Origin of the sequence: Rothia sp. CCM 9416 (assembly GCF_048513535.1) — a bacterium.
In the GTDB taxonomy this organism is placed as follows: Bacteria; Actinomycetota; Actinomycetes; order Actinomycetales; family Micrococcaceae; genus Rothia.
In genome coordinates, this window is the sequence record NZ_JBLXXR010000002.1 from 176,838 (window position 1) to 197,794 (window position 20,957).

The 20,957-nt window shown below is 54.3% G+C and carries 19 protein-coding genes and 1 riboswitch; of the genes, 10 read left to right on the forward strand and 9 right to left on the reverse strand.

What is annotated here, in order from left to right:
* The first annotated feature begins 29 nt into the window (after positions 1 to 29).
* Complete coding sequence (locus ACN080_RS01900) at positions 30 to 401, forward strand: hypothetical protein (RefSeq protein ID WP_419112907.1); 372 nt, start codon at positions 30 to 32, stop codon at positions 399 to 401.
* A 174-nt stretch (positions 402 to 575) separates the two neighbouring features.
* On the opposite strand, the gene ACN080_RS01905 is transcribed toward ACN080_RS01900, so the two are convergent.
* Together ACN080_RS01905 and ACN080_RS01910 are read right to left on the reverse strand one after the other, a co-directional pair.
* Entirely contained in the window at positions 576 to 1,244 is a 669-nt protein-coding gene (locus ACN080_RS01905; RefSeq protein WP_419111523.1) for a TetR/AcrR family transcriptional regulator, read from the reverse strand.
* Positions 1,237 to 1,887 carry a TetR/AcrR family transcriptional regulator gene (locus tag ACN080_RS01910; protein WP_419111522.1) on the reverse strand — a complete coding sequence of 217 codons (651 nt, stop codon included), beginning with the start codon at positions 1,885 to 1,887 and terminating at the stop codon, positions 1,237 to 1,239. Before ACN080_RS01910 ends, ACN080_RS01905 begins: the two co-directional genes overlap by 8 nt.
* 176 nt (positions 1,888 to 2,063) lie before the next feature.
* Between ACN080_RS01910 and tpx the strand changes: the two genes are divergently transcribed.
* On the forward strand, positions 2,064 to 2,558 hold the full coding sequence (gene tpx, locus ACN080_RS01915; protein WP_419099392.1) for a thiol peroxidase: 495 nt from the start codon (positions 2,064 to 2,066) through the stop codon (positions 2,556 to 2,558).
* A gap of 85 nt (positions 2,559 to 2,643) precedes the next feature.
* Here tpx and ACN080_RS01920 read toward each other — a convergent pair whose 3' ends face one another.
* Positions 2,644 to 2,970 carry a branched-chain amino acid transporter permease gene (locus ACN080_RS01920; protein WP_419099393.1) on the reverse strand — a complete coding sequence of 109 codons (327 nt, stop codon included), beginning with the start codon at positions 2,968 to 2,970 and terminating at the stop codon, positions 2,644 to 2,646.
* Complete coding sequence (locus ACN080_RS01925) at positions 2,963 to 3,724, reverse strand: AzlC family ABC transporter permease (RefSeq protein WP_419111520.1); 762 nt, start codon at positions 3,722 to 3,724, stop codon at positions 2,963 to 2,965. Before ACN080_RS01925 ends, ACN080_RS01920 begins: the two co-directional genes overlap by 8 nt.
* Before the next feature lie 79 nt (positions 3,725 to 3,803).
* On the opposite strand from ACN080_RS01925, the gene ACN080_RS01930 reads away from it, so the two are divergent.
* From ACN080_RS01930 to ACN080_RS01950, 5 genes are all read left to right on the forward strand, one after another.
* Positions 3,804 to 4,241, forward strand: coding sequence for an Lrp/AsnC family transcriptional regulator (locus ACN080_RS01930; RefSeq protein WP_419104889.1), 438 nt, complete (start codon positions 3,804 to 3,806; stop codon positions 4,239 to 4,241).
* A gap of 85 nt (positions 4,242 to 4,326) precedes the next feature.
* Entirely contained in the window at positions 4,327 to 4,782 is a 456-nt protein-coding gene (locus ACN080_RS01935; protein ID WP_419099396.1) for an OsmC family protein, read from the forward strand.
* A gap of 135 nt (positions 4,783 to 4,917) precedes the next feature.
* Positions 4,918 to 6,399, forward strand: a complete 1,482-nt coding sequence (locus ACN080_RS01940; protein WP_419111519.1) for an amino acid permease — start codon at positions 4,918 to 4,920, stop codon at positions 6,397 to 6,399.
* Between the two features lie 164 nt (positions 6,400 to 6,563).
* Positions 6,564 to 7,184 (forward strand): thymidine kinase, encoded by a 621-nt coding sequence (locus tag ACN080_RS01945; protein ID WP_419099398.1) that lies wholly within the window; start codon positions 6,564 to 6,566, stop codon positions 7,182 to 7,184.
* 156 nt (positions 7,185 to 7,340) lie between these two features.
* On the forward strand, positions 7,341 to 8,087 hold the full coding sequence (locus ACN080_RS01950) for a hypothetical protein (protein ID WP_419112908.1): 747 nt from the start codon (positions 7,341 to 7,343) through the stop codon (positions 8,085 to 8,087).
* Positions 8,088 to 8,235: 148 nt separating this feature from the next.
* Positions 8,236 to 8,351: riboswitch (SAM riboswitch) on the forward strand.
* A gap of 959 nt (positions 8,352 to 9,310) precedes the next feature.
* On the opposite strand, the gene ACN080_RS01955 is transcribed toward ACN080_RS01950, so the two are convergent.
* Positions 9,311 to 10,246 (reverse strand): hypothetical protein, encoded by a 936-nt coding sequence (locus tag ACN080_RS01955; RefSeq protein WP_419112909.1) that lies wholly within the window; start codon positions 10,244 to 10,246, stop codon positions 9,311 to 9,313.
* A 158-nt stretch (positions 10,247 to 10,404) separates the two neighbouring features.
* Positions 10,405 to 12,627, reverse strand: coding sequence for an NADP-dependent isocitrate dehydrogenase (locus tag ACN080_RS01960; RefSeq protein WP_419112910.1), 2,223 nt, complete (start codon positions 12,625 to 12,627; stop codon positions 10,405 to 10,407).
* 144 nt (positions 12,628 to 12,771) lie between these two features.
* Between ACN080_RS01960 and ACN080_RS01965 the strand changes: the two genes are divergently transcribed.
* A complete protein-coding gene (locus tag ACN080_RS01965) occupies positions 12,772 to 14,784 on the forward strand; it encodes a prolyl oligopeptidase family serine peptidase (RefSeq protein WP_419112911.1) in 2,013 nt (670 codons plus the stop codon).
* An 85-nt stretch (positions 14,785 to 14,869) separates the two neighbouring features.
* Here ACN080_RS01965 and ACN080_RS01970 read toward each other — a convergent pair whose 3' ends face one another.
* Positions 14,870 to 15,310: a hypothetical protein gene (locus ACN080_RS01970; RefSeq protein WP_419112912.1), complete on the reverse strand. Its 441-nt coding sequence runs from the start codon at positions 15,308 to 15,310 to the stop codon at positions 14,870 to 14,872.
* Positions 15,311 to 15,346: 36 nt separating this feature from the next.
* Between ACN080_RS01970 and ACN080_RS01975 the strand changes: the two genes are divergently transcribed.
* Entirely contained in the window at positions 15,347 to 16,024 is a 678-nt protein-coding gene (locus tag ACN080_RS01975; RefSeq protein ID WP_419112913.1) for a pyroglutamyl-peptidase I, read from the forward strand.
* Positions 16,025 to 16,043: 19 nt separating this feature from the next.
* Here the strand turns inward: ACN080_RS01975 and ACN080_RS01980 are convergent, their stop codons facing one another.
* Both ACN080_RS01980 and pgi read right to left on the reverse strand, forming a co-directional pair.
* Positions 16,044 to 16,508: a DUF805 domain-containing protein gene (locus ACN080_RS01980; RefSeq protein WP_419104879.1), complete on the reverse strand. Its 465-nt coding sequence runs from the start codon at positions 16,506 to 16,508 to the stop codon at positions 16,044 to 16,046.
* Between the two features lie 244 nt (positions 16,509 to 16,752).
* The gene (pgi, locus tag ACN080_RS01985; RefSeq protein WP_419112914.1) at positions 16,753 to 18,435 is read right to left on the reverse strand and encodes a glucose-6-phosphate isomerase; all 1,683 of its coding nucleotides are present in this window, start codon (positions 18,433 to 18,435) and stop codon (positions 16,753 to 16,755) included.
* A gap of 374 nt (positions 18,436 to 18,809) precedes the next feature.
* On the opposite strand from pgi, the gene ACN080_RS01990 reads away from it, so the two are divergent.
* Entirely contained in the window at positions 18,810 to 20,717 is a 1,908-nt protein-coding gene (locus tag ACN080_RS01990) for a BCCT family transporter (RefSeq protein WP_419099408.1), read from the forward strand.
* The last annotated feature ends 240 nt before the right edge of the window (positions 20,718 to 20,957 follow it).

Here is a 20,957-nt window from a genome sequence, read left to right on the forward strand (position 1 = left end):
TACAAATATGAAAGAGAAGGTAATCAAGGATGCGAATTCGTTTAGCCCTGCTCACTGGACTCGGTGTGGGTTATGTTTTGGGCGCCCGCGCCGGTCGCGAGAGCTATGAAAAGATCAAGAGTCAGGCTAACAAAGCTCTGCATGATCCTACTGTTCAAGAGAATGTGAAGGCCGCAGGGGAAACTATTCGCCATAAAGCTCCTCTGGTTGCCGAGAAAACCAAAGAAGTAGCTTCAACGGCTGTAGAAAAAACCAAAGAAAAAGTAGAAGAAATCAAAGAGACCCGCATCGAAACCAAGGCAGAGAAAGCCGTCGATGAAGCAGTCGAGCAAGCACCTGCAGATGTTATCTCAGATCCAGTCACCGCCCCCGAGGACGAAGGCCCGCTAGCTACTGCCTAGGCACCTAAGCAACTCCAGCCCGTCGACCGTTTAGAGCTCTATACGGTAGGCGGGCTTTTTACTGCCTCTTCCACTGGTGTTCTCTGCAAACCGTAAGAGCCTCAAGAGGGATAGGGCCACCATAGATATGTGGGAACAGCTCAAAAATTGCTCTAACCGGTGTACCGGCCAAGACTATGAGCGGAAGGCGCCAACGCCTTCAGAAAGCCGAATAAATTCATCGATGTCCTCTTGGGTGGCATAGGCAACCGGGGTAACCAGTATCTCGTTCATGCAGGAACGGAAAATCCTGCTGATGTTGACGGGCTCTGACCCCCGCCCACCAATCACAGCCTTAGTTGAGAGCCCATAGCTAAGGGTAGTCAGCTTATTAGCCTGAACCTTCAGATGAGTGCCAGTTTTAATCTGACCAGTACTATCAAGGTAGACCAGCATGTTATAAAAATATGAGCGAATCCGTTCAAGGCTTTTGATCGAAATATCCTTGATACCGGGGACTGGGCGTAGTTCGGAAACCATGCTGAGAGTAATACGGGAGATTGCCTGCGAACGCGGGGTGATGGGGAGAAAATGCTCCAGAATTTTAACCGTGTTGAGAACATCCTGGCCTTCGACAGAAACAGCTTTCATACTGGCTTCTGTTTCCTGCCCAATAAGGTCAAAGGCGAAGGTGAGAAGCTCCACCCTGTTATTAAAAGAGTGACGCAGCGATCCCATGGAGATCCCGGCCTCGGCTGCAACATTCCTGACGGTAACGGCACTAACACCGCGCTCATTGAGCAGTTTCCATAGAGCCTGGGCAATTACCCGGTTCCGGGCTTCGTGGTCGATGAGTTTAGGCACGGACAAACTCCTGAGGGTCAGCAGAGGCATCCTGGCAGACAGGGGAGATAAAGATGTTCAGGAGTGTCTCGAACTGCACAATAATAGGTTCGGTAAGTTCCTGCGTGCTGATCTCACCATCTGTGAGAGCGTAAAGCGCGTTAATGCCCCAGAGCAAGGCAACGAGCTTCTCCACCTCCAGGTCAATATCTAGCCCCGGCTTGAGGAAGCCATGAGCTCGAAGCTGGCTCAACAAGAACCCATAGGCATATATAAAGTCCGCCTCATGTTCTTGGAGTATTTTTGCAATATCAGGGAAAATTCGCATGTCTGCCAGCATGCCTGCTATGACTGTCGTGAATCGTTGTCCGTCTTCTGAAACCGGCGAAAGGTAGGTGTAAAGTTCTTCCAAATTGTCAAGTAGCTGGCCTTCAAACTGCCGGTTGGTGAGGGAACGGATAAACTTTTTTCCTGCAAAGTCCAGGGAAAAAAGCATCATCTCCTCAAAAGAGGGGAAGACATGGCGCAAAGAGCCGGTAGAGATCCCGGCTTGGGCGGCAACGGTCCGTACCGAGACACCTCGTACTCCCTCACGCGTCAGCACCTGCCAGACTGCGTGAGCGATCTCCTGTTTTCGTTCCTCATGGTCTATTAGTTTTGGCACAGAATCCACTTTAGAACATCTTCTAAACCCGACACCTTTTTGGCTACAAGATGTCACGAAAGTGTCGACACGCCCCAAGGACGACTGCCCTAAAGCTCCAAGTGGGCTAGAGCATAACTGCACGCCCACAGCGCAACCTCTTGCATAGCCTGGTTAAGCAGGACACAATGGATTCTATGGCTACTACACATTTAGAAGGCAGCGCCGTTCAGACCGTCGGCGAACTGCCCACCCTTGACTCACAGGCTCCCAGCTTTACCCTGGTCAAGACCGATTTGAGTGAGATTTCATCCGCCGATTTTGCCGGTAAAAAGGTAATCCTCAATATCTTCCCCTCCATCGATACCGGCGTTTGCGCCAGCTCGGTGCGCACCTTCAACCAGCAGGCAGCTGCTTTGGAGAACACCGTGGTTCTGTGTGTTTCCCAGGATCTTCCTTTTGCCCTGGGTCGCTTCTGTGGTGCAGAAGGCATCGAAAACGTCGTGACTGCTTCTGCCTTCCGTTCATCATTTGGCAAAGACTTTGGCCTAACCCTCGCTGATGGCCCGCTGGCCGGTCTCTTGGCCCGATCCGTGCTTATTCTGGACACCGAAGGCCAGGTCATCTATACCCAGCTGGTCGATGAAATTAGCAGCGAACCCGATTATCAAGCCGCACTTGCTGCTCTTTAAGCCTTGACCGCTTTTATCATGTGGCCCCCGTTCCTGCCAGTGCTGGCAGGAACGGGGGCCTTATCTATGATGGCTATTACCTAGCTTAGAAAACCCAGTTAGCCAGAATAACGCAGGTTGCTGTTCCCGCCAGGAGGCTAAGGGCGAGGTTTCCGCGCCAAAGATGTAGGGCGGCGGTCACAAGGGTTCCGGCCAAGTAGGGGGTAGCTGTTTGCCAGGAAGAATAGTCAATGTCTGCAATCACATAAAAACCCAGGCAGATAATAGCCCCTAAGGGTACCCAGCGGGCCAAATCAGTGACGAGGGCTGAGTCTTTGAGCGCATTTTTGATGCCAAAAGGAAGCAGCCGCAGGGCAAAGGTGATGCCTGCGGAGAGAAAAATAGCGGAGAGGATGTAACTGGTGCTAGGCACGGGGCAGCTCCTGTAGGGCTGTTTTAGGCTGGGCATAATGGCGGATCGTCAGCAAGGCGACAAGGCCCAGGAGAGAGAGAAGCAAGATGGAATGGGGGAAGAACACTATGGCAGTTATCGAGGAGAGGGCTGCCAGCGCCGCCGTTGTTTTATCCCTGACTGCTTTATAGGCGTTGATAGAGAGCAGAATAAACATACCGGTCATCACAAAGTCCACGCCTTTGAGATGCGATAGGAAAGTGGCGCCTACAAGAGCGCCTAGAGTTGACCCGCCCCACCAGCTCACCCAGAGACCCACAGATACGGTTAAAATGCGACTCCCGCGAAAGCCCTGGGAGCCCGGTGCGGTATTGACTGCGTAGGCTTCATCGCAGAGCAGATACACGGCGACCGCTTTAGCTAGGTTCCCCTGAACATTCTGTAGCGGGTAAGAGATACCGTAGACCAGGTGGCGGGCATTCATGAGTAGGGTAGTTGAGGCGATCAGTGAGAGGGGCGCTACCGAGGCAATGAGCCCAACCAACAGAAATTCCACCGAGCCGGCGAAGACGATCGCTGAGAGTGCAGGCGCAACCCACCAGGGTAAGCCAACCGAAGCGACCAGTACGCCTAAGCCCATACCCATGACCATAAACCCTATGCACAAAATACCCGCTACTCGCATGCCTTCTTTAAAGCCGCTTTCACCGGGTAGGGTAGCGACATGCTCACCGACAATATCGGGTGTGGTTGAGGTTTCTTTCGTGATGTGCATACGGCCAGTTTAAAGAAAAACGAGAGCAAGGTGTTTGCGAATAATTGCTGAGAGTGCTATGTGCTGGCAATATATGTATATGGATTCTTTAGATAGGGCAATAATCAATGAGCTCACCCGCAATGGTCGGCTGACTAACCAGGAACTTGCGGCGCGCGTAGGCCTCACTGCGGCCCCCTGCCTCCGCAGGGTACGCAGGCTCGAAGAACAAGGAATTATCGAAGGCTACAGCGCTCGCATCAACTATGAGGCCATGGACGAGGGGTTTGAAGTCCTGGTTTTTGCTGACCTATCTCGCAACGATGTTGCGAGCATTGAGGATTTTGAGAACACCATTATGGCCAGCGAGAACGTGGTTGAGTTCCGCCGTATGTACGGGCTACCTGATTACTACATTAAGGTTAGAGTCAAAGACTCAGCTGCCTACGAACGCTGGTTTTCAGAGGTCGCCGCCCGGCACGACTCTGTTATCAGGGTGGACTCCCGTATCACAATGAAGCTTCTCAAAGCCCCTTAACCTACCCTTGGGCCGCAGGGAATAAACTCTGCCTCTGCCCAGTTGAAACTGCAACCACGCTTAGGACAATTACCCAGGAGAAACCATGAGTGAGAATACCGCTAACCAACGCACCCAAGACCCCAACTACCGGGCCGTCACGGTAGAGCGGACTGCCTCCCGCCACTACCGCGCAACCAACGCCAAGGGCGACAGCCTTGAATTCGGTCAGGGGGAGGGGCTACTGACCCCTGTTGAGCTTCTGTTAGCCGCTATTGCCGGTTGCTCAGCTATCGACGTGGACGTTGTCACCGGCCGCCGCGCAGAAGCAGAGGAATTTAGTGTCACCTCTTCCGGCATCCGCCAGGTTGATGAAAACGGTGCCGTCCGTATGGACGATATTGAAGTTAGCTTTAAGGTCCGCTTCGCCGCAACGGAAGCTGGGGAAAAAGCTCAGTCAATGGTGGACCGACTCATCCGGCTATCTGCTGAGAAGGACTGCACCGTATCTCGCACGGTCGAGCACGGCTCAAAAATCACCTTCATCAACGAAAATGCCTAGGACATTTGCCGGGTAAAGCTATATCACGTGATACCCGGTGGTATGTGGCCTGCGCGGTTGGTAGTCTAAAGTTTGTCTTAAACCCCCTAAGCAAAACTGTTGGGGACTCATTACCAGCGAAAGTAGCAGCACACTATGTCTCCTGAAGCACACCCTGCACCTACCGGGCAGGTTAAAGAAGAGCTTAAAAGAGGGCTAGCTAGCCGGCACCTCTCTATGATCGCAATCGGCGGTGCTATCGGTACCGGTCTGTTTGTGGCATCAGGTTCCACTATTGCAGAAGCCGGTCCGGGTGGTGCCCTAGTGGCTTATATCCTGATTGGCTTTATGGTGCTGCTCCTGATGCAGTCCCTGGGCGAAATGGCAGCGCACCTGCCGGTAGCGGGCTCCTTCCAAACTTTTGCCTCCCGCTATGTTTCAAGCTCCTTTGGCTTTGCTATGGGCTGGAACTACTGGTTTAACTGGGCAATTACCGTAGCCGCGGAGCTGGTCGCTGCGGGCGTCATCATGTCCTACTGGTTGCCGGGTGTCCCCGGCTGGGTATGGGCAGGTGTCTTCCTCGCTCTCATCCTGGGTATCAATGTGCTTTCGGCCCGCTCCTACGGTGAATCTGAGTTCTGGCTGGCCACCATTAAGGTCATTACCGTTATCGTCTTCCTTATTGCCGGCATTGCAATGATTTTTGGCATTCTGGGCAACCACAACAACGGCTTTGCTAACTGGACGAACGGCGAGGCCCCTTTCAAGGGCGGCTTCGTCTCGATTATGGCGATCTTCATGGTTGCGGGTTTCTCCTTCCAGGGCACCGAGATGATCGGTGTTGCCGCAGGCGAATCCCAGAACCCTCGCCGCGATGTGCCCCGGGCGCTTAAGAGCGTATTCTGGCGGATTATGCTCTTCTACATTGGAGCGATTGCCGTAATCGGTACCCTCATTCCCTACACCAACCCCAACTTGTTGCGCACCGGTGAAACCGATATCGCCTATTCACCCTTCACTATGGTTTTTGAGAACCTGGGTATTGCTTTTGCCGCTTCGGTCATGAACGCGGTTATTCTGACTGCTATCCTGTCAGCCGGTAACTCAGGTCTCTACGTCTCATCCCGTATGCTCTACGCTCTTGCCCTTGAAGGCCGCGCACCCCGTATCTTCACCCGGGTCAACGCCCGAGGCATCCCTATGCCTGCGCTGCTGATGACTGCCGCTATTGGCCTGTTTGGCTTCGCCTCAGCGGTTATTGGTGAGGGCTCTGCCTACACCTGGCTTATTAATATTTCAGGTTTGTCAGGCTTTATCACCTGGGTGGGTGTGGCTATTTGTCACTACCGTTTCCGCCGGGCTTATGTTGCTCAGGGTAACGACGTCAATGACCTGCCCTATAAGGCCCCTCTCTTCCCCCTGGGCCCCATCGTAGCTTTGCTTATGTGCCTTATGGTGATTGCTGGTCAGAACTACAACGCAATCTTTGAAGGTCTGTGGCTCCAAGTGGTCTCCGCCTACATCGGCCTGCCTATTATCATTGGTGTCTGGCTGGTTCATAAGCTGGTTACCGGTTCTAAGAGGATCCCTCTGGAACAGGTGGATGTTTCTGGTATTGAGGTGGGCCAAGCCCAATAGGCGCCCACGCCGCTGGCTGTTTGCAGACCCCGCTACTGCCCCCTCCGTCAGGTTGGAGAGGGCGGTAGCGGGGTGTTTATCTATTGGATGCGCTGACTCATCAGATGCGGCCTTGAAAGGCTAGAATAAGGTGGTTTGTACATATAGGAGCTGGGAGGGCCACCGTGGCTAAGCTGTATTTCCGTTTTGGGGCGATGAACTCTGGTAAGTCCACTGCGCTCTTACAGGCGGCCCATAACTATGAGGAGCGCGGTCAAAGGGTTCTGCTTGCTAAGCCACAGCTCGACACTAAGGGGGACACTGCCATTGTTTCCCGCCTGGGGGTTACTCGCGCCGCGGATTTCCTCGTGGGTGATCAGGACTCTGTGCGTGAGCTCTTCCATGCGGCGGCTGAACCTCACGCCCGGCAGGAACAGCTTCACGGGCACCTGCCTGTCTCCTGCCTGCTAGTGGACGAAGCCCAGTTCCTGACCACTGCCCAGGTTGATGACCTGATGCGGATCGCGGTGGAGGAGAATGTTCCCGTCATGTGCTACGGCATTCGCACGGACTTCCAGACGCGGGCCTTTCCCGGTTCAGCCCGTCTGCTGGAAATCGCGCACAGCCTTGAAGAACTTAAAACTATTTGCCGCTGCGGCCGCAAGGCTCTCTTTAATGGGCGCACTGTAGACGGTCGTTTTGTGTTTGCCGGTGACCAGGTGGCTATTGACGGGGTTCATGTGGGCTATGAGTCTCTCTGCCCTTCCTGCTATTTGCAGGAATCCGGTGGCAAGCTTTACCAATAGCTGGCAGGATCCCATGGCTATCCGTAGTGTCCAGAATCTTGGCTAGGGCTTTTTTATCCCCTTTTTAGTGGTTTATGTCATGCCGAAGCGCCGAGGTGTGCCCAAACCAGCCTATAATCGTAGTGCCCAGTCCTTTTTTGAGAAAGAGAAAAATCTATGGCTGTATCACCCAAAACCCGCCTGCTGGCTGTACCCACCGTCGCGCTGATGTCCCTAGCCCTTCTGGCTGGTTGTGGCTCATCCGATAAAAAAGAGAGCGTAGCAGCGGAGACTTCTAGCTCAGCTAGCGCCTCAGCTGAGCAGTCCCAGGCAGCGGAGGAGACCAGCTCAGCTGCCGCTGATGAGGCTAAGGTAGAGGCAGTTATTCCTGACGGCTTCAAGAAGGTAACAGCACCTAACAATAAGATCAGCTTTGCTGTTCCTGAGGGCTGGATGGAGATGGACAGTGAGGCCATTGCCAACACTGATGCTATTCAGGAGTACCTGGATCAGGCCGCCCAGGGAACTAACTTCACCCCCGAGGAGCTTAAGTCTCAGATGGCTCAGCTTGATCTGATGGCTACCTCTGTGACCCCTAACGAAGATGGTTTCGCTGAGAATGTGAACGTCAACGCTGAGCCCGTCTTGGTTACTTCCCTGCCTGATCAGGCCGAGATGGAATCACTGGCTAAGGGTATCAACGCTACTCCGGGCGAGTACAAGAAGATCTCCACCCCTCTGGGTGAGGGCACTCAGCTGAGCTACACTCTTGACGTTACCGGTGTGTCCGTACACGGCGTGTTTGTGGTTGTGCCTTCTGGTACCGGTACCGGCTTCAGCGTTCTTACTGTTTCAAGTAGCAATGCTGACAGCGCGGCCAAGCTAGCCGAGCAGATGGCTGGATCCCTGTCCAAGGCCTCCTAGTTTCTTAGAGGCTTATGAGCTGACAGCTCGCGCTAAGGCCCCGCACCCTCTTGGGTGTGGGGCCTTAGCGCTTCCTGAGCGGTCTTTGTCAGTTAGTGAAGTGTATAAAGCTTGTGAACTTCCATTTATTTTGTTAAGTTGGTGTCACGATTCAGAAGCCCAACGGTAAGCCCTTTGACTTGTTGGCTGGCAACCGCCTGACGCAGACGGTGCTCTCAAAGGAAAATCGGTCGCTACCCACAAGGCGTAGCGAAAGTGGCGTTTGTTTTAAGGAGGCCCACAGTGGGTCGTATTTTTTCGTGGACATCAGCTATCCGTTCTGCACTGTGTAGGAACAAGCCAGAGGACTTTTCTGACCCGGTTCAGGCACAAGAGCAAGAATCGCCGTCTATCCCTATTTCGCGCTGTACTATCCACGCACCTGGCCACGGGGTTACGCCCTCACTGGGACTTGACGCTTCGAATATGACCTGGCGGAGGGTGTCTATGACGGAGCTGCGGGGGACTAGGGTGCGCTTATCTATCGGTGGGCAAAACAGGTTTTTTTGGAATCACGATACTGAGCGCCTGAGCGTTTTCCTCAGAAAAACTGATGAGTCAGTTCAGGGGGATTCTGCCTTGCCCCTGCTTTGGAGTCCTTCAAGTAATTTACTGGGTGTGCGCGAGGGAAAGTCCTTCTATTTGGTTCACCTGGCGGAGCAACCACTTGATTATTGTTCCTATAGTGACTCTTCACCGAGTAGTAGGGAAAGCCAAGTTAGAAACTAACTAGGTACTGCGAGGCTTATTCAATAGGTTAGTATTCTAGCACAGCTCTCTATCAGCCAATACTCCTTATCAGTGCGGAATAAATAGTTGGATAATCGAATTATAGAAGTATTGATGAGAGTTTATCCGCTAGTATTTTATTCTGCTCGCATGAAAATGTGTGATTTGTTGCAAATTTAATATTCTTTATGAAAACAGTTGGTTCAACTGTCTGTAACCCATTTTTGCTAAGAACAAAATTTAGACTATCGAAATATAGTTTAGCAGTCTCTGCAGATTTCTTATAGCTTTTTAGAAAATCGTACTGTTGGCAAACTATTTTTCCAAGAAAGTCTCCGGGGAAATGATTTTCAATAATATCAGAAGGGGAGAAGATTCCGTTCTGAATTTCTTGAGTTATTTCGATTCCACGTGAATATCCGTATCCAGTTGCCATTAAATCGTAGATATAATCATTAAAATCGAAGGCCGAAGTAGGATTTGATAGATTCTGCAATTGATCTAAGGCTAAATTTTTTTCTTTTCGCTTTATTTGGTACTTCTGTGCTAGTCTGTGCAAATAGGGGGGAGCCATAGTATACGTTTTCTATGATGGAGTTAGATGAAAAATGTGATTCGATTCTTTGTTCGATATCGTCTATATCGAGTTTCCATTTTTGGGTTAGTTTAAAAATAATTTCTGAGGTGTTTTTTCTGGGGTCATGGGTTACAAAACCCTGTGCTGCAATTGTCTTCCAATAAGGAGTAAGCCAACGCGAATCTCTACTTCTTTTTTCTGGTATATCCCCATTATGGACGTCAGCAAAGACTTGTTCAAAAAATGGCTCACTTTGTGATCCACTCCTCTTGTCGTTGAAATCTCTCTGTGAGTAGTCAAATGTCTGTTTGCTTGCACTACCTCCAAGTATTATCCAGTCAACAGAATTTTTTGTTCCGTCTAGAACCTTTTTTTCATTATCTATTTCAATAATCCAGCAAATAATTTTAGGTTTACACTCGGCCTCTCGATATTCAAATCTCTCGTGGACAGAGAGTGAATAATAGACAGTTCCTTTGTATCCGTACCATCTATCTGTCTCTATGTTTTGCGCTTCCCGGATGTCTTTAGACTCTGTGATGATTGATGGAGCTATTTCGTCAAGATAACTTTTGAGTTCGGCCTCTCTCGCGTCGGTGAAGTACTTTGAAATTTCAGTGTAGCTAGCTGAATGTTTTCCGCTTGCCTTGACACCTGTCCGCGGAATGGGGTGAGCAGCTGCTTCTGCAGATATTTCAAAACTTTTTTGTACCTCTGGTCTTTGAGAGATGCTACTCCTTGAATCTAGAAGGCTTTCAACCTTCCATAATCCCTTATAGTAAGCATTATTCTTATTATATTTAATATTTTTCATAGATTTATCATAATACGTTGATTTTATATATTTACAGAGTTTGGTGATGTAGGGGAGTCTATTTTGGAGCTCTAAGTGTAGAGCGTTCAAAGGCGTAGCCTCATCTACCAGCCCCGCAGGAGTTAACTGACCTGCGGGGCTTCGACAATACATTTGGCCTAGCTCTTCAACATATCCACCGCTTCGTTCAGCGTTGCGCTGGGGCGCATGACTGCTGAGGCTTTGGCGTCCTCAGGCTTGTAGTAGCCGCCCAGGTCGGCGGGGGAGCCCTGCACCGCCAGCAGCTCAGCCACAATCTGCTCCTCGTTAGCCGCCAGAGCCTCCGCTACCGGCGCGAACTGAGCCGCCAGGGCCTCATCCTCGGTCTGAGCCGCAAGCTCCTGAGCCCAGAACTTAGCCAGGTAGAAGTGCGAGCCACGGTTATCAATCTCGCCCACCTTACGCGACGGCGACTTGTTCTCATTCAAGAAAGTACCGGTCGCCTTATCCAAGGTGTCAGCCAGCACCTGAGCCGAAGCGTTACCGCTGGTCTTGGCCAGGTGCTCAAACGAAGCCGCCAGAGCCAAGAACTCACCCAGCGAATCCCAGCGCAGGTGGTTCTCTTCCACCAGCTGCTGAACGTGCTTAGGTGCTGAACCGCCCGCGCCGGTCTCAAAGAGGCCACCACCATTAATGAGCGGAACAATGGAGAGCATCTTGGCGCTGGTGCCCAGCTCCAGAATGGGGAAGAGGTCAGTCAGGTAGTCACGCAAAACGTTACCGGTCACAGAGATAGTGTCCTGGCCCTGGCGGATCCGGTCAATGGAGAACTGGGTGGCTTCCGCCGGCGCCAGAATACGGATATCCAGGCCCTCGGTGTCGTGCTCGGGCAGGTACTTCTGAACCTTGGCAATCAGGTTGGCGTCGTGGGCGCGGTTCTTATCCAGCCAGAAAACAGCGGGGGTCTTAGAATCGCGGGCACGGGTGACAGCCAGCTTGACCCAATCCTGCACCGGCACGTCCTTGGTCTGGCAGGCTCGCCAGATGTCACCGGCAGAAACCTGGTGCTCCATCAGCACCTCACCAGCGGAGTTAAGAACCTGAACAGCGCCGTCAGCGGCAAGCTGGAAGGTCTTATCGTGGGAGCCGTACTCCTCAGCCTTCTGAGCCATCAGACCAACGTTCGGCACAGTACCCATGGTGGTGGGGTCAAAGGCACCCTTGGCGCGGCAGTCATCAATCACGGTCTGGTAGACACCAGCGTAGGAAGAGTCCGGCAGAACGGCCAAGGTATCAGCCTGCTGGCCAGCCTTACCCCACATCTGCCCGGAGGTGCGGATCATGGCGGGCATGGAAGCATCCACAATAACGTCGGAGGGCACATGCAGGTTAGTGATGCCCTTATCGGAGTTCACGTAGGCCAGTTCGGGGCCCTCAGCCAGGCCCTTCTCAACCAGGGCGCGAACATCGTCCTGAATCTCGGCGGGCAGGGTCTCAATACCGCTAAGGATAGCGGCCAGGCCGTTGTTACCGTTCAGGCCAGCGGCATCAAGCTGCTCACCGTACTTGTCAAAGAGCTCAGAGAAGTAAGCACGGACCACGCGGCCAAAGAGAATGGGGTCAGAAACCTTCATCATGGTGGCCTTCAAATGCACAGAGAAGAGCACACCCTCAGCCTTAGCGCGGGCAATCTGCTCAGCTAAGAAGCGGTCCAGGGCGGCAACGTCCATGTAGGTGGCGTCAATAATCTCACCGGCCAGTACAGGGGTGGACTCCTTGAGCACGGTGACGGTGCCATCAGCCGCTACATGCTGAATCTTGAGGTTATCATCGGCCTTCATGACCACAGACTTCTCGTTGCTAAAGAAATCGTTCTGGCCCATAGTTGCCACATTGGTCTTGGAGTCAGCGCTCCAGGCACCCATGGAATGGGGGTTCTTGCGGGCGTAGTTCTTGACCGACAGGGGAGCGCGGCGGTCTGAGTTACCTTCACGCAGAACGGGGTTAACCGCTGAGCCCTTGACCCGGTCGTAGCGGGCACGAACGTCCTGGTCGGCTTCGGTGACGAGCTCTTCGGGGTAGTCGGGAATCGCGTAGCCCTTGCCCTGTAGCTCGGCAATAGCGGCCAGTAGCTGGGGCTGAGAGGCAGAAATGTTAGGAAGCTTGATGATGTTGGCTTCGGGGGTCTTAGCCAGCTGGCCCAGCTCGGTGAGGGCATCGGGCACCTGCTGGTCGGCTGGGAGAATATCGCTGAACTGAGCCAGAATACGGCCAGCCAGCGAGATGTCTCGGGTTTCCACCTCAACACCGGCGGTTGATGCGTAGGCTTCCAGAATAGGCAGGAAGGAGTAGGTCGCTAGTAGCGGAGCCTCATCGGTGTGGGTGTAAATAATCTTTGCCATGTAGGGCGTCTCCCTTGTTGCTTGTGGGCAGTGTCATTCCTAAGAATACAACCCTGTGCCCCAGCTCATAGAATTTTACACGGCTGGGTCATAAAACGTGCCAGGTATCTCCTGGAAAAGTCATCCTTAGGTAGATTGGAGAGTATGCAGCAACAAGACTCTCCGGCCGCAGAGACCACCCCTCTGCCCGCCCACGAAACCTACCTATCCCAGCTGATTGAAGCCCCCCGTATGGTGGGCCTTGCCGCCTCGCGATCGGGTGAACCCGTCCTCACCGTGCAGACACTGAATAAAGAGGGAGCTAAGTACCGGCCCCGGCTCTGGGCTCTACCCGCTCACCAGGAGGAAAAGCCCTACCCGCTGACCGCGCCGGACTCCGGGGCGGCCCTGCTCGCACTCGATGAAGAAGGCAGACCTTACCTGACCCTGGACAAGGACCTAGACCAAGCCGAGTCCAAGAGCCTCAAAGGGGTCTACCGCCTGCCAGAACGGGGTGAACCCGAACTGGTCCTCAGTTTTCCCGGCGGCATTAATGAACTGGAAGTCCGCCAGCGGGAGAAGGGCCCTCGCTACATCTTCACGGCCAAGGCCCACCGTGGCTCACTCGAAGAACAAGCCAAGACACTTGATGAACGAGAAAAGAGCGCAACCAGCGGGGTACTCTACAGTGAGTTCCCCACCCGCTTCTGGGACCACGATTTGGGCACCGGCAAGCTCAGCCTCTACCTGCAAGACGGACAGGAAGAGCCCCGCCTCATCCATGAGCTGGGGGAGGGGGCCCTGCTCTCAGGTTTTACTGTCTGCCCCGGCGGTTCCCAAGCAGCCCTTACTGTAGAAACAAAAGAAGGCGGTATCTACCAGCGCTATAGTGTTTGGCTGATAGACCTGGACGGGCAGACAGCCCCACGGGAAATTGCTGCCGCAACAGCTACTCATGACTATATAGCTGGTAGCTTCACTCCTGAAGGCACCGGCCTTGCCGTGACCCAGGTTCGCCGCTGGTTGCCCGGTCAGTCCATTAAGCTCAATGCCAATCACTACAATCTGGCAACCGGCGCAATGACCGAGCTTTCCCGCGACATAGACCGCTGGGCAGATGACCTGGTCTGGCTGGATGAAGAAAACTACGTCTTTAGCAGCGATAACCTGGGTGCAAGCGCTATTTATAGGGGGAGCCTGAAGGGGACGACCGAAACCCTGGTAGACGATGGGCGGTCGCATTTCTCGTCGCTTGCCTACAACGATGGTGCCCTGGTCGCCCTCAAAGACAGCCACCAGCATTCGGCCTACCCCGTGCGTATTGATACCACCAATGGTCGCGTAACCCGCATAGCCAGCCCGGTTGAAGAGCTGAAGGCGCCCGGTAAGCTAGAACGGCTGACCTCAACCGCCGCAGACGGTACCGAACTCACCAGCTTCCTGGCCTTACCAGAGAACTGCGGCACTGAGCCCCTGCCCCTGCTGGTCTTCGCCCACGGTGGGCCCTGGGGGTCCTGGAACTCCTGGAGCTACCGCTGGAACCCCTGGGTCTTTACCCAAGCAGGCTACGCTGTGCTTATGCCCGACCCCGCTATCTCCACCGGCTACGGCCAAGACATGCTAGATCGGGGTGGGGACGACCTGGGAGGGACCCCCTACAGGGATATTATGCAGGTTGTAGAAGAGGTCAGCGCCCGCCCCGATATCCAGGGCGACAACCTAGCCTTCTCCGGCGGGTCCTACGGCGGATTTATGACGAACTGGGTAGCAGGTCGGGCTGAAAAACGTTTTAAGTGCTACATCACCCACGCCTCAATCTGGGACTATAAGGCCATGTACTTTCTGACCGATAACGGTGCCTGGAATGAGTGGAAACTGAGCCAAGGCGGCGAAGGAGATACCATTTCCCCCTACCACCGGGCCGCCCATATCGCCGCCCCCATGCTGGTCATCCACGGCGATAAGGACTACCGGGTGCCCATCGGCCAGGCCCACCACCTCTGGGCTGATCTGCAACACTACTCGCCTGAGCTGGAGCACAAGTTCCTCTACTTCCCCGACGAAGGGCACTGGATCCTTAAACCCGGCAACTCGCGCCTCTGGTACCGCGTCTTTGTGGCCTGGCTCAACCAACATTTGGGTGGTCAAGAGTTCCAGATGCCCGAGATTCTAGGTTAGGGGAAATCACACCAGCCCCGACCACCCCGAACACAGATGCCCGCCACGGTAAGAACCGGGCGGGCATCTGGTTAGACTTGCTGCCTTAGAGCTTCTCTCGCTCATTTTGTACAGCCTTGCGCCTGCGCGCCGTCAGCGTAATAGCAGGCCCGATATTGGCCGCTACCCAGAGCGGGATAAGTACCACCAAAAACATAAAGAGTGTTCGAGCAATGGACGAGGCCTGGTCCGACTCAATCAGAGTGTTGAGCCAAGATGCGAGCCCCACAATTAAGACTGTCCCCATCAGCAGGTAGCTAAGAGCCCACCAGAACTCACTGGCCGATGCCTCGCCCCGACTGTTCAAGTAGTGTCTGTAGAGAAGACGAACAGCACGCAAAGGCCCTACCTGCTCAGCGCTCGCGGGAGCGCGGTATTCGTCCTCGTAGCCCTCATCATCATGAAAGCCACCCACAGCAAGAGCCTCTGGGGTATCGAGTGAGGGCGCTTCTACAGGTCTATGGCGGGTAGGCTGGTTCTCAGACATACCCCTAAGAATACCTAAGGAAAGTGGAAAGCACCCATGCCCACACTTCTGCTCACCTACTTTGGCCCCTTTAGCGGTACCCCTTCGAACCCCACCGGGCAGGTTGCCCAGCGTGTAGCCCAACTCCTGGCAGGCAGTGCGCCGGGGCTGAGTGTCCAGGTGCGAGAGCTACCCGTTGAGTTTGCGGCCTCCTCGCGGGCGCTGGCTGAAATTCTCGATGAGGTCCAACCCCAGATAGCTATTGCCCTGGGGGTTGCCGTGGGGCGGGATAAGGTCAGTCTAGAGAGGGTAGCTATTAACATGGACTCTGCTCGGATACCCGATAACGCCGGGGACCAGCGCACTGACACGCCAATTCAGCTGGATGGCCCCACCGCCTATTTTTCTACCCTGCCCACACGGGCTATTTTCGAGCGGCTGACTGCCGATGGCCTGCCGCTGGAGCTGTCCTATTCCGCTGGAACCTTTGTTTGCAACCATGTCTTCTACGAGTTAATGCACCAAACCGGCGGGTTCATACCCGCCGGTTTTATCCACATCCCGCTGAGCGATTCAGACCTGCTCAAGGCCAAGGGCCAATTAAGCTCCCCCTGCGCCGAAGCCGGAGGGCTAGAGGGCAAGACTGCCCCGACCCTGGCCCTGGACCTGATGGCACAGATCCTGGAAGGGTGCATTGTGCTCACCCTAGAGACGCTTACTCAGCCTGGGGCCTAAAGAGTGGGGGCTGTCTGGCTCATGCCGCAGGAGAAGAGCTAGCTGAAGATTGATGGGGAGGTAGGGCACAGAAAATAAGGACGACAGCTAGCCCGGGAGGAATGAAACAAGCCCAGAAGAGCCAACCGGGCATACCTACATCACGCAGGCGGCGAGAGCCAAGCCCGGCGTTGAGCACCGTGAAAAGGATCCAGAAACTAGCAAAGATAGCCACCAGTCCAAGCCAAACACGAAATTCATGCACCTGCCAGATACTATCGGGGCGGTAGTTCGCTGGGTAGCTGGCCTGGGTGATGGTATAAACCCAGAAGATCAGGGTAGAAAAACTCACCAGGGCCCAGGCAAGTAGCCACCAGAGGATAACCTTCCAGAACTCAGAGCGGCTGGCGCTTCCCCTAAAGACGAAGAGGTGTTTTTTCCAGCGGCTGATGGCATCGGACATGCTGGTGCCAGGCTGGGCCACCGGGGCAGGCTGTGTATTCATTGATACTCCCGTGAAATCGCTGAGAACATTTTTAGCTCTGGTCTTCTCCTGCCGAAAAACCGGTCTTGACCTAAGCGCTTGGGTAGTAGAGGAAACTACCGGCACCAGTGCAGAATGCCGGGCTGTCACCGGTAGTTTTTCTGATCCTCGAGAAGCCAGCCGGTAAGGGCTACTTCCTTCTTCAGCTAAGAAGAGGAATGTGTGCCCCTTACCGCCTGCTTTGCTTCCTTGCCTCCCCCTTAGCTTAGGCCTGAGCTCGCTTGTTCAGGTAGAAGTCAATGAGCGAGCGGGTTGAGGAGTCCTGCTGGGCCAGAACCGCGCGGTTACCGCCTACCGCCGGAGCTAGTTCAAGGGCAAGTTGCTTGCCCAGCTCCACACCCCATTGGTCGAAGGAGTCGATGCCCCAGACAATACCCTGAACAAAGGTGATGTGTTCATAGAGTGCAATCAGCTGGCCCAAGACGGAGGGGGTCAGCTGTGAGGCCATAATGGAGGTGGTGGGGCGGTTCCCCGAGAACACACGTGCAGAGACAATTTCTTCTGCGGTGCCCTCAGCCCGGACCTCATCGGCGGTCTTGCCAAAAGCCAGAGCCTTGGTCTGAGCAAAGAAGTTTGCCAGGAAGAGCTCATGGACGTCCTGCTCACCGTCGCGGGTGGGGTGAACCGGGTTAGCAAAAGCAATGAAGTCAGCCGGGATCAGGCGGGTTCCCTGATGAATCAGCTGGTAGAAGGCGTGCTGGCCGTTGGTGCCAGGCTCGCCCCAGAAAACCTCACCGGTAGCGGTGGTAACGGGGGACCCATCAGCACGCACAGACTTGCCGTTGGATTCCATGGTGAGCTGCTGCAGGTAGGCCGGGAAACGGTGCAAGTACTGGTCGTAGGGCAGAACCGCGTGGGTCTCAGCACCCAAGAAGTTAACGTTCCAGATGTTTAGTAGACCCATGAGGGCAGGAACGTTCTTGGCTAGGGGAGCGGTACGGAAGTGCTCGTCCATAGCGTGGAAGCCTGCCAGGAACTGCTCGAAAGTATCCGGACCCAGAACAATAGCAAGGGCCGTACCGATAGCTGAGTCCACGGAGTAGCGGCCACCGACCCAGTTCCAGAAACCGAAAGCATTTTCGGGGTCAATGCCGAAGGCTGCGACCTTATCCAGGGCGGTTGAAACAGCGACGAAGTGAGCGGCAACAGCCTCCTTCTCTTCCTTACCTTCTAAAGCACCTGCCTGGCGCAGCGAGTTCAACAACCATTGGCGGCAGACACGTGCGTTGGTGAGAGTCTCAAGGGTGCCAAAAGTCTTAGAGGCAACGATGAAGAGGGTGGTCTCCGGGTCGAGGTCTTTAACAGTCTCCGCGGCATCGGTGGGGTCGATATTGGAGATAAAGCGGGCTTCAAGACCAGGCTGAGCGTAGGGCTTCAGCGCCTCGTAGACCATGACGGGGCCTAGGTCTGAGCCGCCGATACCGATGTTAACAACGGTCTCAATAGCCTTACCGGTAATACCTACCCATTCGCCGGAGCGCACGCGGTCAGCAAAGTCGTAGACCTTGGCGAGAACCTCGTGGACATCGGTGTCAATGTCCTGCCCGTCAACAACCAGTGAGGGGTTAGCGCCCCTGGGGCGGCGCAGGGCGGTGTGAAGAACTGCGCGGTCTTCGGTGACGTTGATGTGCTCACCGGCGAACATGGCATCGCGGCGTTCTTCAAGACCAACCTGCTGAGCAAGCTCGGTTAGGAGGGTCAGGGTTTCCTCGGTGATCAGGTTCTTTGAAAGATCAACATAAAGATCGCCCGCGGTGTAGCTGAGCTTCTCTGCACGGGCGGGGTCTACCTGGAACCAGGTTCGCAAATCAGCCTGGGTTGAGTCCTTGTGAGCAGCAAGTTTACTCCAGGCGGAGGTGGACGTGGGATCAATGATGGGGCGAGACATAAAAGTTTTGCCTTCCTGTTGGGAATGATACCTTGTCTTCATTTTATGTGGGATTTGTAGTTTTTGGGTGGCCCTGTGGTGTGGCTTTTTATGGTATTTTTTCGATTTTTTCTGGCAGGTGTTTCCCTCAGAAGCTGCGCTGTTGCCCCTTGAAGGGCGGAAAATAGGGGGCCTTAGCCTTCTGGCTAGGCGGTGTATTAGTACAGGAGGAAAGCTAGCCTGCTGATAATAAGTGATGTTACTATTGGTCAGGTTCCTGCCTCCGGCGCGCTCTAAAAATATGACTTGTGACAGGCCTAATAAGGTACGCCGCGGGATGAAGGAACTCGATGCATTACTCAAGAGGTCGAAACGAGATACAGAAAGAAATTACTATGTCAGTTACCGAAAGTACGGCGCCACCGGGGTCAGGCCCCGACCTGCGCAAGGGCGATATCGACAAAGCAACCCGGGCTAATATGCGTGAAGGATCCCTAGCCCCCAAGGTTTTTATTCCAGCAGCCCTTATTATGGTGCTCTTTATTGGAGCAACCCTTCTCTTTCCCAGCAAAGCTAAGGGAATTTTCGATGCGCTACAGGCAGACGTTATTAACTACTTTGGTTGGTACTATGTAGCGATTGTTGCTTTCTTCGTTATTTTCGCCCTCTATCTGGGATTTTCCCGCATGGGCGACGTTAAGCTAGGCGATGACGACGACGAGCCCACCTACTCATTCATGACCTGGTTTGCCTTCCTCTTCGCCGCCGGTATGGGCATCGGCCTGGTCTTCTACGGGGCAACTGAGCCCCTCATGCACTTTGTGGATCCTCGCCCCGGCGTTGGCGGGGGCACCCAGGAGCGGGTAGCCCAAGCGGCTATGAGCCAGTCCTTCCTGCACTGGGGCCTTCACCCCTGGGCCATCTACGTCATTGTCGGTCTAGCTATCGCCTACGCTACCCACCGTCTCAAGTTGCCGCTTTCAATCCGCTATTCCCTCAAACCGCTTCTGGGCGATAGGGTCAAAGGCCTAACCGGCGATGTCATCGATGTTATCGCCCTGGTAGGCACCCTCTTTGGTGTTGCAACCTCCCTAGGCCTGGGTGTTATGCAGATCGCCGCAGGCCTGGGATACATGGATATCCCTGCCGAGGGTAACGGCTGGCTCATTGGCATCATTGTAGCCCTCATGGCTATCACCCTCTTCTCCGTGGTCACAGGCCTTGAAAAGGGCATGAAGTGGCTCTCCAACGGCAACCTCATTCTGGCTGCTATCGTCTGTCTCTTTGTTCTGGTGGTTGGCCCCAGCCTCTTCCTCTTTAGGAACTTCGTAGGCTCCATCGGTGACTACCTGCAAAACATTGTGGCAATGACCTTTGAGACCCTAGCTCTCTACGGTGTTGATGGCGAACAGTTCCAGGCAGCCTGGACTACCTTCTACTGGGGTTGGTGGATCTCCTGGTCGCCCTTCGTTGGCATGTTCATTGCCCGCGTATCCAAGGGACGTTCGGTTCGTGAATTTGTGGTCGGTGTTCTGCTGGTACCTGCCCTGACCTCCTTCTTCTGGTTCTCAGTTCTGGGTGGTACCGCACTTCATCAGCAGCTCTTTGGGGCTGGCAACCTGGTTGGGGAGGACGGCAGCGTCTCGGCGCAAAACGCCCTCTTCCAGATGTTCCACAACCTACCCGGGGGAGCAGTGCTCACCGCTGGGGCGGTACTTCTCATCACCGTATTCTTCGTTACCTCAGCTGACTCCGGTGCGCTGGTTCTGGGCATGCTCTCAACCAATGGTTCACCGGAACCCAAGACCTGGATTAGGGTTTTCTGGGTGCTGGTTGCGGCTGTCACCGCAATTTCCCTGGTAATTATTGGTGGGACCGATTCGCTCTCGGCCATTCAGACCGTTGCAATTCTGACCGCCCTTCCCTTCTCCCTGGTCATCCTTATGATGTGCCTTTCGCTCTACAAGGCTTTGAGCGTTGAGCACCGCCTCTTTGTCCGTGCTCAGAGGCGCAACGCTCGTGAGGAGATTGAAGACTCAATCCACGAAAGCATCGGCGATCGTGTCAATGAGCTTGTAGCTGAAGGTGTAGAGGACAAACTCTCAGCCGCTGTAGATCAGCACCTGGATGATGTTCTCGATAAGGCTGTGGAGGCTAGGGTAGAAGAAGCAGTCGAAAAGGCAGTTGACGAGGTCTCCCTTCAGATTGAAGCTAATACAGCTGCAATCGAGCAGATTCAAACGATTACCGGTTCCATGCCTGCTGTAGGCAAGAACACCAAGACACCCTGGAAACAGGATTAGTCAGGTCAAATATCTAGCCGCTTGAGGCTAGTATAAAACCCCACCGCTGTTCAGCAGTGGTGGGGTTTCTCATTTAAAATTGCGGTTGCCCCATCTGCTCTAGCTCTCCAGCGCCGGGGCGCGCTGAACCGGTGTGTCCCAGAAGATAGCCGGACCCTGGCAAGGGGTCGCTATACTAAAAGGTAAAGCCCTGTGCCCCTAGTCCCTGTTTGGGGTCCGGGGCGCTTCCGGCGTTTTATG